This is a genomic window from Rubrobacter tropicus, assembly GCF_011492945.1.
GTDB lineage: Bacteria > Actinomycetota > Rubrobacteria > Rubrobacterales > Rubrobacteraceae > Rubrobacter_D > Rubrobacter_D tropicus.
In genome coordinates, this window is record NZ_CP045119.1 from 1,892,506 (window position 1) to 1,907,231 (window position 14,726).

Genomic DNA, 14,726 nt, shown 5'->3' on the forward strand with positions numbered 1-14,726 from the left:
CGTGGCCGTCTCGTCGGCCGCGGTGATGATCCGGCTCGCAGGCGCCCCCGCGCTCGCCGTCGCGTTCTGGCGCTGCGCCCTGGGCGTCCTCATCCTGCTGCCGCCGGCTCTGGTCCGAAAGGACGAATTTCCGAAAGGCAGATCCCTGTACGTCGGGATCGCCTCGGGCGTGGCCCTCGGGGCGCACTTTGGGTTCTGGATCTCCTCCCTCGACTACACGAGCGTCGCGGCGAGCGTGGTGCTCGTGAGCAATACGCCGGTCTTCGTGGCGATCCTGGCCTACCTCCTCTTCGGAGAGAGGACCACGCCCGTCTCGTTCGCCGGCATCCTGGTAGCCCTCGGCGGAACCATCGTCATCGCACAGGACGGCTCCGCGGGCTCCGCCGCCCTCTTCGGCAACGCGCTGGCTCTCCTTGGGGCACTCACCTTCACGGTCTACGTCCTGATCGGGCGCTCCCAGCGCTCCGCCGCCGAACCCGTCGGCGTCCTTCCGTACTCGATAGTGCTCTACTCGGCCGCGGCGGGAGCCCTGCTGCCAGCCGCCTTGTTGTCGGGTGACAGGATGTGGGGATATCCCGGGGAGACGTGGTTCTGGCTGATCGCGATAGCCGTCGGCCCCCAGATCCTGGGCCACACCGTCTTCAACTGGGCCCTGCGCTACGTCGAAGCCTCGGTCATCTCGGGCACCGTCCTCGCCGAACCGGTGGTGGCAGCCCTCCTCGCCTGGCTCGTGCTCGCCGAGAAGCCGGGACCGGTCACGGTCATCGGCGGGGCCATCGTGCTGGTCGGGATCTTCCTGCTCCTCCGGGGACGCCGGAAAGCCGATCAGCCGGTCAGCTAGTCAGCATTTCAGCCTGTCAGCGTTTCAGCTTGTCAGCACTTCAGCTTTTTGCTGACGGGCTGAGAGCGGAGCCCGATAGGGCGCAGCGTGCTGACAAGCTGATCGGCTCGTTCACACCGAGGGTGGGGCGGGATGTTGTATTCTGGACCCCGAGACTTGTCTGACAGAGGAGCATTTTGGGACCTTTGAGAACCGGGTTGTTCTATGGTGCGCTTGCGGCGGCCCTGGCGGTCGTGGCGGAGTTGTACTTCCTGTTTTTGGACCCGTCGGAGACGGCGGGTTGGGTGCTCGCCGCTATCGGTTCGTACCGCACGCGCCTCTCGCTGGCGGCATTCCTGTTCCTCGCCATTATCGCGGCGATCCGGATGCGTCCCGTGAGGCTCGACCCCGGCGTCTCCTACCGTTCCCTCCTGCTGCGCGACGGCGCCCTCGCGGCGACCGTGGTCGCCATCCTCGTCGGGTTCGCCCTCTCGCTCACGACCCTTTTGCAGGCGACGGTGCTCGCCGACGAGATGCGCGCCTACGCGAGGGAGGCCGCCCCCGAGGTCGTCGCTTACGTCAACGGGGTGCGCGACGAGATCCAGGACCGCCGCAGGGAGGAAGGCCAGTCGCCGCAGGAGGTAAACGACGTCCCGCCGCCCGCCGACGTCTCAGAGGTCGAGGAATCTCTCGGCCCGCCGGCCCCCAGGGACCTCGGCCGCTCCCTCACCAACTTCGTGCTCCGCGCCGTTCTCCTCGGTACTGTTGGCGGGCTCGTCGGGCTCCTGCGAGGCCGGTCCAAGACGGGCCCCGACGAGGCGCCCGGACCGGGATGAGGCAAACGTACGGGCCGGCGGTCGCGGCGGCCCTCCTGCTAGACGCGCTCCTCGGCGAGCCGCCCGAGGCGCTTCACCCGACCGTCTGGATGGGACGCGCGATCTCGGCCTACGAAAACCGCGCCTTACGTTTGAAGAACCCGCGGGACCGTCGAATCGCCGGTGTGTTGCTCGCCGGCTCTCTGCCGGCCCTGGTCTTCCTCTGCGCCCGCTCGGTACTTCGCTTTACACCTCGTGGTCTACGCCCGGTCGTAGAGGTCGCCCTCGGTTCGACGACGATCTCCATGCGTGGCCTCGCCTCGGCCGCCGAGTCTGTTCAGCGGGAACTGGATGGGGGAGATGTCGACGCGGCCCGCTCCCGAGTAGGTGAGTTCGTGGGGCGGGACACGGCCGACCTGACGCCGCGCGGCGTCTCCCGCGCGGCCGTCGAGTCGGTTGCGGAAAACGCGAGCGATGGCGTAATCGGCCCGATGCTCTACGGGTTCCTGTTCGGCGCCCCGGGAGCCCTCGCTTACAAGGCGGTGAACACGATCGACTCGATGGTCGGGTATCGTCGCGGGCCGTACCTGGAGCTTGGCTGGGCCGGCGCCCGCCTGGACGACCTCGCCAACCTGGCCCCCGCCCGACTGACGGTTCTCGCGGTCGCTGCTGCGTCGGGAGCTCCCGCGAGGACGATCACGACCGCCCTTCGTTATGGGCCGCTCTCATCCAGCCCGAACGCCGGATACGTGGAGGCTGCCTTCGCCGGCGCGCTCGGCCTGCGTCTGGGAGGCACGAACGTCTACGGCGGGGTCGGGCGGCCGGGGGCTCTCCTCGGGGAGGGACGCCCGCCGCAGGCGGGCGACATCGGGCGTGCCGTGCGCCTGATGCGCCGGCTCTGCGCGTTTCTCGCGCTCACGATGCTGCTGGTCGAGGGGGCCCGGCGTGGTTGAGGGCTGGGCGAGCCACCCGGGCTCGCGCCACCACGGGGCGCACGGCGAGGCCGCCTCCAGGGCGATGGGGGGGGCGGACAAAGGATTTCTCGACTTCAGCCAGAACATCAACCCACTAGGTGCCCCCCCGGCCACGCTGGAGGCGGCCCGGAGGGCGTTGGTCGAGGACACCGGGCGCTACCCGGACCTCTCCTACACGCGCCTGCGGGAGGCGCTCGGCGGATACCTCGGGGTGGATCCGGGGAGCGTCGTGCCGACCAACGGGGGGGCCGAGGCCCTCTTTCTCGCGGCCAGGGCCGCCGGCAAGAGCGGGAAAGCGCTCGTGCTGGAGCCCACCTTCAGCGAGTACGCGGCTGCGGCCGAGGCGGCCGGGATGGAGATCGTTCGACGCGTCTGCCGCCGCCCGGGCAACGGCTTCCGTATCGCGCCAGAGGTATTTGAGGACTTGCGGGGGGTCGCCGCCGTCTTCCTGTGCAACCCGAACAACCCGACCGGCGAGGTGTTGGGACGAGAGGAAGTGCTGGAGATCGCCACGCGCGTCGGGGACGCCGGGGCGGTCCTGATCCTGGACGAAGCCTTCGTGGATTTCGTCCCCGAAGCGAGCGTCGCGAGCGAGATGCAAGACGGCCTCTTCGTCGCCAGGTCCTTCACCAAGTTCTTCGCCATACCGGGCCTCAGGCTCGGCTGCCTGGTCTGCCACGACGTGCCGCGGGCGCAGGCCCTGCAACCCTCCTGGCCCGTCAACGCCGTCGCCGCCGCGGCCGGCATCGCCGCCGCGGGCGATTCGGACTTCGCGGAGAGGTCCGTAAGGGGAGTAGCACGCCTGCGCGACGGCCTCTCGGCGGCGCTCGGTTCCCTGCCGGAGCTGGAAGTCTTCCCCAGCGCGGCGAACTTTCTCCTCGTCCGGGGGCCGGCGGCGATGCCGGAACGGCTGGCGCGGCTGGGCATCCTGGTGAGGGGATGCGAGCCCTTCGCGGGTCTTGGCCCGGGGTTCTTCCGGGTGGCCGTGCGTGGCGAAGAGGAAAACGATACGCTTGTGGACGGTATTCGGAGGGCGTTGTAGGCGTCCGGGCTCTCATCATCGGCGGCGCCAGGAGCGGCAAGAGTTCGCTTGCCGAGCGGATCGTCGCGGAACTTGGCGGGGACCGGGTCCTGTACGTGGCGACGGCCATTCTCGGGGACGACCCCGACCTCAGGCGGCGGGTCGCGCTTCACCGAATGCGCCGGCCCGCCGGCTGGGGCACGGTCGAAGCGGGAGATCTCGGAAAGGTCCCGGAGGAGGCGGGCTCCTGGGACGCGGTGCTGCTCGACTCCCTGACGTTGTGGGCCTCGGCGCACCTCTTCTCGGTGGGCGAGAAAGAGACACTGCGGGCTTTCGACGGCTTTCTTGAGAAGATCTCGGCGCTACCGACGCCCTTCGTGCTGGTGAGCGACGAGGTGGGTCTCGGGGTGGTGCCAGAGAACGAGGCGGCCCGGACCTTCAGAGATGCCCTGGGCCTCATCAACCAACGGGCTGCGGCCGTCGCCGAGGAGGTCCACCTCTGCGTGGCCGGGGTCGGGGTCAGGATCAAGTAGTGCGCGCCCTCCTCGCCTTTTTCACCGTCTATCCGGTAACAGGACCTTCCCTGAAAGACGCCGCCCGCGCCTCCCACCTCTTACCCCTGGTCGGCCTCTTCACGGCGGCCCCTAGCGTACTGCTGTTGCTCCTGGCCTACGTCCTGCCTCCATCCGTGGCGGCGGTTCTGGCGCTCGGGGCGTGCTGCTGGCCGCCGGCTTTCACCACTCCGACGGCGTCCTCGACGCCGGTGACGCGCTCATGGTTCACGGCGATTCCGCGAGGCGTAGGGCCGTCCTGAAAGACGGGAGAGTCGGGGTCGGGGGCCTCGGCGCCCTCTTCCTGGTCTACGCTCCGGCGGCGGCCGCCCTCGCCGCGCTGGCTGAGGTCTCGCCCATCCGCGCCGCGCTCTTCCTGGTCGCCGGGGAGATCTCCTCCCGCTCCGCGATGCTCCTGATGATGGCCTTTGGCAGCCCCGCCGAGACGACCTCCTCTTCAGTCCCCTTCGTCGAGCACCTCGCCGGGCCGCGCAGACCGCTGGCCCTGGCCCTCGCCCTCTTGGCGCCGCTCCCCTTCATCTTGCCCGCGGGTGCGACGGGCGTTCTCGCTATCCTGAGCGTCCTTCTCACCGCTGTCTTCGGCCTCCACGTCTCCGGCCGGGCCTTCGGCGGCATCAGCGGCGATTCAATTGGTGCCACGGGCGAGCTCACCCGGACGGTTCTCCTGATCGTTCTAAGCGCAACGGCGTAGCCCCGACTCCGAAGAGCCGGGGCCAACAAGAGCTGACAGGCTGAAGTGCTGAGAGCGGAGCCCGAAGGGCGCCGCGTGCTGAAAGCCGCCGCAGGCGGCGTGCTAACTCGACAGGTCGTCGCCTGGCTGCATGACGTGAACCGTCACGTCGGGGCGATCTCGTCGAGGTGCTCCCGGAGCTTCTCCGGGTGCCGGTGAAGAAGGGGAGTACGTCCGTGCTGTAGTGGATCGGCACCACGTGCTTGACGCCCAGGAGGCGCGCCGCGTGGGCCGCCTCGAAGGGCCCCATCACGAGCCGGTCGCCGATGGGGAGCAGCGCGAGGTCCGGGTGGTAGAGCTGCCCGATAAGCTGCATGTCCCCGAAGACGGAGGTGTCGCCCGCGTGGTAGAGGCGGAAGCCGCTCTCGAACTCGACCACGTACCCCATAGGCTCGCCGCCGTAGATCAGGGACCCGTCCTCGGTCTGGATGCTCGAGGAGTGAAAGGCGTTCGTGGCCGTCACCCTGATACCGCCTATCTCCGCGGTCCCGCCCTTCTGGATGGGCTGGCCGTTCTCCACGCCCTGCCCCTGCAGGTAGGAGAAGATCTCGAAGTTCGAGACCACGTTGGCGCCCGTCTCTTTAGCTATCGGCACGGTGTCGCCCATGTGGTCGAAGTGGCCGTGGGTGAGCAGGATGGTGTGGACGTCTCCGGCCTCCTTCAGGTCCTCGGGCGTCGTCGGGTTGTCCGTCAGGAACGGGTCTATAAGGATCTGCTCTCCACCGGCCGTTACGAACCTGAAGGCCGCGTGGCCGAGGTAGTTGATCCTGGTTCCGCCGAGCATCTCTTCCACGATTTTCCTCCGTATCTACGCTTCACATCCCACAAAAGGACACCGTGCCGTGTACCCGATCGGGTTGTCCCGGAAACGGTGCCCGGAACGGAAGATATAATCCCGCGGGCTCCGGAATGGCCGGACGCTCATCGAGAGATCTCGGAGGTGTATGAAGGTAGTGGTTCTGCTCGCGGTGCTCGCGGGCCTGTGCGTCGCGGTCCAGACCAACCTGACGGCGGTGGCCCAGCGCTCTCTGGGCGCCCCCGTGCTGGTCGCCATCTCCGGCCTGTGCACGAGCCTCGCGGCGCTCGTAATCGCCCTGGTGCTCGCCAAACCCGACTTCACCGGCCGGGCCGTCGGTTACGCGGTCGCCTCCGGCCTACTCGGGGCCGTGATAGTGGGCGCCATAGCCATAGCGGCCTCCCAGGGAGGAGTGGCCAGGGCCCTCTCCCTCGTCATCGCCTCCCAACTCGTCTTCGGCCTGGCCCTCGACGCCCTCGGCGTCTTCGGCGGCGGCCCGGACGTGGGTATCCTCAAGGTCGTCGGTGTGGCCCTGATCATCGCCGGAGGGGTGCTCGTAGTCAGGTTCTAAGGAGGTTTCGAGCCTCAGGCATCAGGCAAAGCATCCATGCGAGGGAGCGATTTTGCTCAGGCGTACACCCTGACAGACCCCGCCATTAATTCCCCGGCGTACGCGTGCCGCCGGCCTGGCAGTAAAGACGGGTGTCTTCGCCTGACGCCGTAGAACTGGCAGCAAACCACGGCCCGTGGCACTCTTCCGCTCTCGTGGCACTACATATGGGAGGACCGGATGAGCGGAGCGAGCGGAGAAGGGTAGACCCGACCGACGAATGGGAGCAGCTCGCGCTCCTGTGCAGATGGCCCGAGCAGTTGGCTTACGAGGAGGTCCGCCCGCTGACGCTGTTCGGCGCATCCGTCGCGCAGAGGGCGAGCGAAACCGGCTCGGCCGAGCGAACCCTGTACCGCAAGGTGGCCCGCTTCGAAGAGGAAGGCATGGAGAGCCTCTTCGACGCGGCAGGCGCCAAGCGCCGCCCGCTCCCGCCGATCATAAGGCGGATGATCGTGGAGCTCAAGGCGGAGCACCCACGCTTCAGCCTGGGCGAGATCGGGACGATCTGCTACGTCAGGACGGGCAGGCGGCCCGGAAAGCACACCATCGAGCGCGTCCTCGCAGAGGAACCCGTGCCCTTGCGGATACTCAGGCGCTTCGAGCCCTACCACGAGATCTCGGAGGCGCGGGAGCGCAGGAGGGCGGTGGTCGCGCTGCACGCCGAAGGGTGGACGGTCAAGGCGATCGCGGGCTACATGGGGATCAACCGCGACACCGTTTACACCATACTGAAGCGATGGATCGAGGAAGGAGAGGCCGGGCTGTAAGACAAGAAGCGGGGACAAAAAGGCGGTGTGCGAAAAACGGACCTGAGAGCGTACGCCGCCGTCCGTCGCTTGCGGGAGAACCCCAACCTCGGTGAGTTCAGGATGCGCGCGGCCCTGGCGCAGATCGGCATCCACCTCGGCGCTCGCACCGTGGGCCGCATTCTAGCCGTCAACCGCAAGCTCTACGGTCTCTCGATGCCCAAAGGCCCGACCAAGGAGAGCCACAATTTTGCAGATTTTGCTCCTGGGAGCATGGATTAGAGGAACCACGGGCAAGAAAATACGCATCCTGGCGGTTCAACCAAGCAACGAAGATGTAGTTTTTATGAAAGAACTCATTGAGGCCGGCAAGGTCACGACGGTAATCGATAAGACATACCCGCTGAGCGAGGTCCCTGAGGCTTTTGGTTATGTCGGAGAAGGAGACGCTCGAGGAAAGGTCGTCATCACCGTGTGAGGCGCGACATCTCTTGGGGCGGGCCGCAGAAGGTGCCGAAGATGATTCACTAGCCGAGCTGATCACGCTACCATGGAGCAAGTGCCGGAGGACTCGGAAGTTGGCCTATGTCTACGCAAATATTAGCCACCAAGCTCTATATCCCCCCACCTCAGCCCAGAGCCGTCCTCCGCCCCCGCCTCATCGAGCGTCTGAACGAGGGCCTTGACCGCAAACTGATCCTCGTCTGTGCCCCCGCCGGCTTCGGCAAGACCACGCTCATCAGCGAATGGCTCGCCGCTTGCGAGCGGCCGGCCGCCTGGCTGTCGCTGGACGAAGGAGATAGCGACCCCACGCGCTTTCTGTCTTACCTCGTAGCCGCTTTGCAGACGATTGCGGCGGATATCGGGGAAGGGGTGCTGGGTGCGCTCCGATCCCCCCAGCCGCCGCCAACCGAATCGATTCTGACGGCCCTGCTCAATGAGATCACCACCGTCGAGGGCGATCTCGTCCTAGGCCTCGACGACTACCATGCTATCGAAGCCAGAGCGGTCGACGACGCCATCGCCTTCCTGCTCGATCACCTGCCGCCACGGATGCACCTGGTAATCGCCACTCGGGAGGACCCACGTCTACCCCTGGCCCGCTTACGCGCCCGGGGCCAACTGGTTGAGGTGCGCGCCGCGGACCTGCGTTTTAACCCCTCCGAGGCCGCCGAGTTTCTCAAAGGGGTGATGGACCTGAACCTCTCAGAGGAAGATATCGCCGCGCTGGAAGACCGCACCGAAGGCTGGATCGCGGGCCTGCAATTAGCCGCGCTTTCGATGCGGGGGCGAGAGGATGTGCCCGGGTTCATCAGGGCTTTCGCCGGAGATAACCGGTACATAGTGGACTACTTGGTAGAAGAGGTTCTGCAACGTCAGCCCGAACGTGTCCGGAGCTTCTTGCTCCAGACCTCCATCCTCGAGAGGTTGAGTGGCCCGCTGTGCGATGCCGTCACCGACCAGGAGGAGGAAGGCAAGGCGATTTTGGAGGCCCTGGAACGAGGCAACCTGTTTGCCGTTCCGCTGGATGACAAGCGCCACTGGTTTCGCTACCACCACCTCTTTGCGGACGTTCTCCGCGCCCGCTTGATGGAGGAGCAGCCCGATAGGGCACCTACCCTGCACCAGCGCGCGAGCGAGTGGTACGAGCAGAACGGTCTGCGCGCCGATGCTATCCGCCACGCGCTGGCCGCCGAGGATTTCGAGCGGGCGGCGGGCCTCGTTGAGCTGGCAGCGCTTGAAATGCTCGGCAGTAGTCAGGAAACGTTGTATCGCTGGTTGATGGCGCTACCGGACGAGGTGGTCCGCGCCCGGCCCGTGCTCAGCGTCTACTACGCTTTTGCGCTCCTCGGTCGCGGCGGCTTCGAAGCCTTTGCCGCCCGCCTCCGGGATGCCGAAAGGTGGCTCGACACGTCAGCGGAGACGAGCGAGCGACGTGAAGCGCCTTCGGTCGGCATGGTCGTCGTGGACGAAGTGGCATTCAGGTCTCTGCCGGGAACGATCGCCGTCGCCCGTGCCTACCATGCCGGGGCGCTCGGCGACGTGTTCTGCGCCGCGGATCACGCTCGGCGGGCACTCGACCTCTTGCCCGATGATGATCATTTGTGGCGCGGAGCTGCCGCCTCGCTCCTGGGAATCGCGTACTGGACCAGCGGGGACCTGGAGGCAGCCCACCGGAGCTTTGCCGATGGCGTGTCTCATCAGCAGATGACCGGCCACGTCCGTTTCCAGATTGCTGGCACATATATCCTTGCAGACATCAGGATAGCGCAAGGGCGTCTCCACGAGGCAATAAGAACGTATGAGCAGTCATTGCAGGTCGCGACGGAGCAGGGCGAGCCTGTATGGGGAACAGCAAACCTGTACGTGGGGTTGAGTGAGCTGCACCGTGAGCGTGGCGATCTGGAAGCCGCCAAACAACATCTCCTGAGAAGCAAGGAGCTGGACGAGCACGGCGGGTTACCGGAGACGCGCTATCGCTGGTACGTTGCTATGGCGCGAATCAAGGAGGCCCAAGGTGACCTTGACGCCGCGCTCGATCTGCTCGACGAGGCGGAGCGCCAGTATGTCGAAAGTCCCGACCCCGACGTGCGTCCCGTAGCGGCGCTGAAGACGCGGGTGTGGGTTGCGCAGGGTAGGCTGGCTGAAGCCCTGGGCTGGACGCGTGAGCAGGGCTTGTCCGCCCATGACGACCTCAGCTACCTGCGCGAGTTCGAGCACATCACCCTGGCAAGGGTGCTCTTGGCCCGATACGAGAGCGATCGGGAAGAACGCTACATTCACGAGGCAATGGGGCTCCTGGAGCGCCTCCTGAAAGCGGCGGAAGAAGGGGGGAGGATGGGTAGCGTGATCGAGATCCTGATGCTACAGGCACTCGCTCACGAGGCGCAGGGCAACATCCCCCCTGCCCTCGCGCCGCTGGAGCGCGCCCTGACGCTGGCCGAACCGGAGGGCTACGTCCGTATCTTTGTGGACGAAGGTAGACCGATGGCTCGTCTACTCTACAAAGCCCTTTCTCAAGGAGTTGAATCAGATTATATTCGTCGGTTGCTAGCAGCATTCCCTGTTGCGGAATCTGAGCAAACTACATCATCGCAGTTGAGAGGCCCCGAATCCGAATTAATTGAGCCGCTCAGCGCACGCGAACTTGAAGTACTACAACTCATCGCCCAGGGGCTCTCGAATCGCCAGATCAGCGAGAGGCTTTTCCTCACCTTGAGTACCATCAAAGGACACAATCGGATTATCTTCAGCAAACTTATGGTCCAAAGGCGCACCGAAGCTGTAGCCCGAGCCCGCGAGCTGGGCCTGTTGTAGCCTGAACGCCAGCTTGCCCGCAAGTTTGGCATTAAGAACGGCACCCGAGCGCACCGTAAAGTCAGAGCTTTAGCATTTCCTCAACTCAGTAGATCAAAAACAATACCCCCAAACCGTACTTTAGTAGCTGTTCGTCAATACCGCGCTGCAGCTAGGCTCTTGTACATGAACGAGTGGCACAGACCTTTGTGAGAGTTCAGAAGAGGTACAGGAGCATGTCGAACAAACTCGATCCGAATACGGACCCGGACCAACCGTTGGTTTACCGGATCCGGCTCCAGGGCCATCTGGGTCGTAATTGGACGCACTGGTTCGGGGACGTGACCATCACACTGGAAGAGGGCGGCGAGACGCTTTTGACCGGCCAGGTGGTAGATCAGGCTGCGTTACATGGGCTGCTAAGGAAGGTGCGCGACTTAGGCCTACCACTCATCTCAGTCACGCGCGCCCAAACCGACCAGATAGACGGACCAGATTTCAAACAGGCAATCGAGGCCACCACCTTAGAAGGGAAACAAGATGGGAGCAATCAAAAAGCTGAACTCGATTAGGACGATCAGGTATACAGGGTGGGTCGCAGGGTTGCTGTACATATTCCTCGATCTGTACATTGTGTTCACTGTTGATCTGAACATTGTATTCACCGGTTTATTCGCTCCCTTGAGCATGTTGTATGTTCCTGAGGCATTGGTCGGCAGGGTTGAGGTTGTAGGCGGCATATGGATTCTGCTGGTAACTTGGGCAACTTTGCGGGCAGGAAGGCATCCCAGAGCACTGAACTACCTTGGCGTGGTGGTCGGCGTGGCGGGCGTCCTCACGGTTGTCCCGGCTCTCGAGGTTTTGGGGATTGGTTTTAGGCTGGGTGAGATCGTGTGGGTTGTATAGCTGGGGATCGTCTGGGTCCGCGGTAGCTGAAGCGCGGCGGCGCGAAAATTGCGCGCGTTCTTCGCAGGTAGGTTCGGAAAGTGAGTAGCAACCACGCAGGATCTTGCGCCAACGCGGGGTGAGTCATAGCGACAAGGAGGTGTCCATAGTTTTATCCAAGTTCGATTCAATGAACCTGATCAATACCGTTCGAGTAAAGGAGATAAATGATGAACGATTTACGGAAAGTGGCGCAGGTGAGCACAGACACCAAGTCAGCGATTGGAGGAACTCGAATGAGCGAGGCAGCGACACCAGCAGTGGCCGCGGGGAACCGGGTGTCCACGACGCGAATCGTCGGCGGCGCCGGGGTCGCCTTAGCCGCGTCGGTGGTCGTTCAGAACGCGGTGTTTGTGGGCTCTGGAGCGCCTGCCTACGGCGATCCTCTTGGTGTGGTCCTTGCCTACCACGCCGAGAACTGGGGCGCCATGGCCGTCGCCGTGGGTCTGGAGGCCGTGAACCTGCCGCTGCTCCTGTTGTTCGTCACGGCGCTGTACGGGCTCGTGCAGCGCCGTGGCGGCGCAGGGGCGGACTGGTCGCGGCTCGCGGTGGCAGCCGGAGCGACGCTCTCGGCATTATTCGCCCTCGTCATTGCCACGCACATCGCGGTCGTGCTCGCCGCGGATGGCCTGGCCGAGCCGACCCCCGCCTTCAAGCTGATCTGGCAGCTCCATGCCGCGGCCTTCGCGCTCGCGCTGCCCGCGCTCGGGGCGACCTTCATCGGCGCGGCGTTGGCCACCCACGCCAGCGGTTTAACACGGCCGTGGCAGCGGCTGCTAGGCGTGGCGGGCGGCAGCTTGCTCATCTTGGCCGGGGCCGGAAACCTCGCCATCGCGGATGGCTCGCCACTGGTGTTCGTCGGGGTTCTGGGCTTCGCTACGTGGCTCGTCTGGCTCGTTGTCACCGGCCTACGGCTCATCCGTGGACAGGGCTGAAGTCGCTCTATGGTGGCGCTCGTTGAAGCGAAAGAAAGGAGGTTGCAATGGGAGCTGGAGTAAAGGCAGCCGAGCATGCCCCGTAGCCCGTAGAACTTGAGACGGTGGTCCTCCCGCCTCATCCGCTCTCGCTGAGAGCGAGCGGGGTTTACCGTCACGCTGGATGATCATGGCGACACGCTTCTATCCGGCCCAGTCGTCGATCAGGCCGCGCTGCATGCAGGACCCTTCACGACACTTTCCTACATTATTCAAGACAAGGACTAAAATGAGAACCCAGACAGCAGAACTCACCGCGCTAGATGACCGGCAGGTCCCGGTCCAGGCGAAGCTCGCAGCGGCATGGACCAGCTTCATGTTCCTCTACCTCTACGTCGACTACCTCGGCCTGTACAAGCCCGGCGTCGTCGACGACATCCTGGCCGGCGTCGTCCATGAGTTCGAAATCGGCCCAACCTTTGTCTCCATTGCGCTCACGGCCTTAGCCATCCCGAGCCTCATGATCCTGCTCTCCACGACACTGCCCGCCCGTGTCAACCGCACCATCAACCTCGTCGTAGCAACGCTCTACATCCCCTTCTCGATGTACAACGTGGCAGGGGAGTCCTGGACCTACTTCTACTTCTACGGCCTCTCCATCGGACTCGAGGTGCTGCTCCTGGCCTTCATCCTGCGCTCCGCCTGGACCTGGCCACGCCGCACCGCATCGCCGACGACCATGGCGACCAGCCCGGACCGCGAAGCCGTTCGCGCCCAGCAGCAAGCGTGAACCCAAGAGCAGTCCCCGTCCTGTTCGGAGCCATCTGCCTCGGTGCCGCGATGTGGGCCTCCTGGCGGTGGGACACCAACTACCACTGGGACGTCGCGTAGGGGCCTTCCAAGGCCCCTACCGGCAGGTCAGGTCATCGGATGCGCACACAGGCCCACCGCATCGTCGACACCGACCCCAAGCGCGGCAACGTCGTCGTCCGCCTCACCGACCCGCCACGACGGGCACGCCGAGCCGCTGGTGCGTGTGCATGCGGCCGGTGTGGACCGGGGCGTGTGGCACCTGATGACCGGTCTGCCCTACCTCACTCGACTGGCGTTCGGGTTCCGTGCGCCCAAGACCCCCGTCCCCGGCATGGACCTCGCCGGGGTCGTGGAGGCGGTCGGCAAGGATGTGAGCAGGTTCCGGCCCGGCGACGAGGTTTTCGGCGTCGGAAAGGGCACCTTCGGCGAGTACGCGCTCGCTCGGGAGGACAAGCTGGCGCCAAAGCCGGCGAACCTCACCTTCGAGCAGGCGGCAGTGGTCGCCATCTTCGGCTTGACCGCCTTGCAAGGGCTGCGCGACCACGGACGAATCGAGCCGGGGCAGGAGGTACTCATCGTCGGCGCGTCGGGCGGTGTGGGTACCTTCGCCGTGCAGATCGCCAAAGCGTTCGGGGGGCGCGTAACCGGCGTGTGCGGCGCAGCGAAGGTGGAGATGGTCCGATCCATCGGCGCGTATCACGTAATTGACTACACGCGCGAGGACTTCGCCGAGGGCGATCCACGCTACGATCTTATCCTCGACATCGGTGGGAGCTCGTCGCTCTCTCGCCTCCGGCGCGCCCTCGCCCCGAAGGGAACCCTTGTAATCGTCGGAGGCGAAGGGGGAGGACGGTGGCTCGGGGGCTCCGACCGCCAGCTTCGGGCGATGATGCTGTCCCCGTTCGTGGGCCAGAAGCTCCTCGCGTTCGTCTCGCCGGAGAACCACGAGGATATGATGGCCCTCAAGGAACTCATTGAATCCGGCAAGCTCGCACCGGTCATCGACAGGACGTACCCGCTGAGCGAGACCCCTGAGACGATTCGATACCTCGAAAGCGGACACGCTCGAGGAAAGGTCGTCATCACCGTGCCCGGGCAGGGAGCGTGATGAGCGCGTACGCGACCCTGCCGATCGAGAGACGGTTCGGCGATGTCCGGAGAACCGGTCGCGGTGTTCCAGCGGCGGAGGGGAGGTGGTCGATTGGCTGGAGCGTGACGCTGCACGAGCGTGGGCGAAGCCACCGCGTCGGTTGGTAGTCGCCCGTCGTTGCTCCCGTCAAGGAAAGGAAGTCAGATGAATCCTCTTATCTTTATTTACCCGATTGCGTGGAAGGGGCCTTCCCCGAAGTTCGGATTCAGTGCCTTGCACAGGTAAGAACGAAATCGGGCCGGAAAGCCGGTCGCGTGAGCCCAAGTGGGAGATGGGCAACCACAAGATGTTGCGGCGGTGGATAGACATGCACTGAACCGGATGGCGGTGGGGCAGACCGACTCACAAATCCTGGGCTCTGTCGCTCTTTTGGTGATCCACGAAAATCGGGCCCCGAGCCTGCCCCTTGAAAGCGTTCAGAAGACCGTCAAGCGGTAGCAACAGGTTTCTAGCGTGTTGCGAAGGGGCTCCCGCCCGGCCGTGTCGGGCAGCTTTCACCAAGAGCGCGACAGAGCCAAATCCT

At 65.0% G+C, this 14,726-nt stretch carries 17 protein-coding genes; 16 read left to right on the forward strand and 1 reads right to left on the reverse strand.

Going from position 1 to position 14,726, the window contains the following annotated elements:
- Window position 1: 1 nt before the first annotated feature.
- The 6 genes from GBA63_RS09395 (at window position 2) to GBA63_RS09420 (ending at window position 4,893) form a co-directional block, all read left to right on the forward strand.
- Window positions 2-841, forward strand: a complete 840-nt coding sequence (locus tag GBA63_RS09395) for a DMT family transporter (protein WP_166175524.1) — start codon at window positions 2-4, stop codon at window positions 839-841.
- 185 nt (window positions 842-1,026) lie between these two features.
- A complete protein-coding gene (locus GBA63_RS09400) occupies window positions 1,027-1,656 on the forward strand; it encodes a hypothetical protein (RefSeq protein ID WP_166175525.1) in 630 nt (209 codons plus the stop codon).
- Entirely contained in the window at window positions 1,653-2,588 is a 936-nt protein-coding gene (cbiB, locus tag GBA63_RS09405) for an adenosylcobinamide-phosphate synthase CbiB (RefSeq protein WP_166175526.1), read from the forward strand. The genes GBA63_RS09400 and cbiB overlap by 4 nt, the downstream gene beginning before the upstream one ends.
- Window positions 2,581-3,651 (forward strand): pyridoxal phosphate-dependent aminotransferase, encoded by a 1,071-nt coding sequence (locus GBA63_RS09410; RefSeq protein ID WP_166175527.1) that lies wholly within the window; start codon window positions 2,581-2,583, stop codon window positions 3,649-3,651. The genes cbiB and GBA63_RS09410 overlap by 8 nt, the downstream gene beginning before the upstream one ends.
- Window positions 3,549-4,163, forward strand: coding sequence for a bifunctional adenosylcobinamide kinase/adenosylcobinamide-phosphate guanylyltransferase (locus GBA63_RS09415; RefSeq protein ID WP_166175528.1), 615 nt, complete (start codon window positions 3,549-3,551; stop codon window positions 4,161-4,163). Before GBA63_RS09410 ends, GBA63_RS09415 begins: the two co-directional genes overlap by 103 nt.
- 181 nt (window positions 4,164-4,344) lie before the next feature.
- The gene (locus GBA63_RS09420) at window positions 4,345-4,893 is read left to right on the forward strand and encodes an adenosylcobinamide-GDP ribazoletransferase (RefSeq protein ID WP_166175529.1); all 549 of its coding nucleotides are present in this window, start codon (window positions 4,345-4,347) and stop codon (window positions 4,891-4,893) included.
- On the opposite strand, the gene GBA63_RS09425 is transcribed toward GBA63_RS09420, so the two are convergent.
- Window positions 4,850-5,716: a metal-dependent hydrolase gene (locus GBA63_RS09425; RefSeq protein WP_228282522.1), complete on the reverse strand. Its 867-nt coding sequence runs from the start codon at window positions 5,714-5,716 to the stop codon at window positions 4,850-4,852. The genes GBA63_RS09420 and GBA63_RS09425 overlap by 44 nt on opposite strands.
- A 160-nt stretch (window positions 5,717-5,876) precedes the next feature.
- Here GBA63_RS09425 and GBA63_RS09430 point away from each other — a divergent pair, with 160 nt between their 5' ends.
- From GBA63_RS09430 to GBA63_RS09475, 10 genes are all read left to right on the forward strand, one after another.
- A complete protein-coding gene (locus tag GBA63_RS09430; protein WP_166175530.1) occupies window positions 5,877-6,299 on the forward strand; it encodes a DMT family transporter in 423 nt (140 codons plus the stop codon).
- A 206-nt stretch (window positions 6,300-6,505) separates the two neighbouring features.
- Window positions 6,506-7,105, forward strand: coding sequence for a helix-turn-helix domain-containing protein (locus GBA63_RS09435; protein WP_166175531.1), 600 nt, complete (start codon window positions 6,506-6,508; stop codon window positions 7,103-7,105).
- Window positions 7,106-7,132: 27 nt separating this feature from the next.
- Window positions 7,133-7,366: a hypothetical protein gene (locus GBA63_RS09440; RefSeq protein WP_166175532.1), complete on the forward strand. Its 234-nt coding sequence runs from the start codon at window positions 7,133-7,135 to the stop codon at window positions 7,364-7,366.
- Entirely contained in the window at window positions 7,344-7,562 is a 219-nt protein-coding gene (locus GBA63_RS09445) for a zinc-binding dehydrogenase (RefSeq protein ID WP_407690837.1), read from the forward strand. Before GBA63_RS09440 ends, GBA63_RS09445 begins: the two co-directional genes overlap by 23 nt.
- A gap of 107 nt (window positions 7,563-7,669) precedes the next feature.
- A complete protein-coding gene (locus GBA63_RS09450) occupies window positions 7,670-10,402 on the forward strand; it encodes a tetratricopeptide repeat protein (protein ID WP_166175533.1) in 2,733 nt (910 codons plus the stop codon).
- A 215-nt stretch (window positions 10,403-10,617) separates the two neighbouring features.
- Complete coding sequence (locus GBA63_RS23185; protein WP_207957170.1) at window positions 10,618-10,953, forward strand: hypothetical protein; 336 nt, start codon at window positions 10,618-10,620, stop codon at window positions 10,951-10,953.
- Window positions 10,922-11,287, forward strand: a complete 366-nt coding sequence (locus GBA63_RS09460; RefSeq protein ID WP_166175534.1) for a hypothetical protein — start codon at window positions 10,922-10,924, stop codon at window positions 11,285-11,287. Before GBA63_RS23185 ends, GBA63_RS09460 begins: the two co-directional genes overlap by 32 nt.
- Window positions 11,288-11,562: 275 nt before the next feature.
- Complete coding sequence (locus GBA63_RS09465) at window positions 11,563-12,261, forward strand: hypothetical protein (protein ID WP_166175535.1); 699 nt, start codon at window positions 11,563-11,565, stop codon at window positions 12,259-12,261.
- Window positions 12,262-12,529: 268 nt separating this feature from the next.
- Window positions 12,530-13,030 carry a DUF6326 family protein gene (locus GBA63_RS09470; RefSeq protein ID WP_166175536.1) on the forward strand — a complete coding sequence of 167 codons (501 nt, stop codon included), beginning with the start codon at window positions 12,530-12,532 and terminating at the stop codon, window positions 13,028-13,030.
- Between the two features lie 135 nt (window positions 13,031-13,165).
- On the forward strand, window positions 13,166-14,161 hold the full coding sequence (locus tag GBA63_RS09475) for an NAD(P)-dependent alcohol dehydrogenase (RefSeq protein WP_407690838.1): 996 nt from the start codon (window positions 13,166-13,168) through the stop codon (window positions 14,159-14,161).
- Window positions 14,162-14,726 lie beyond the last annotated feature (565 nt).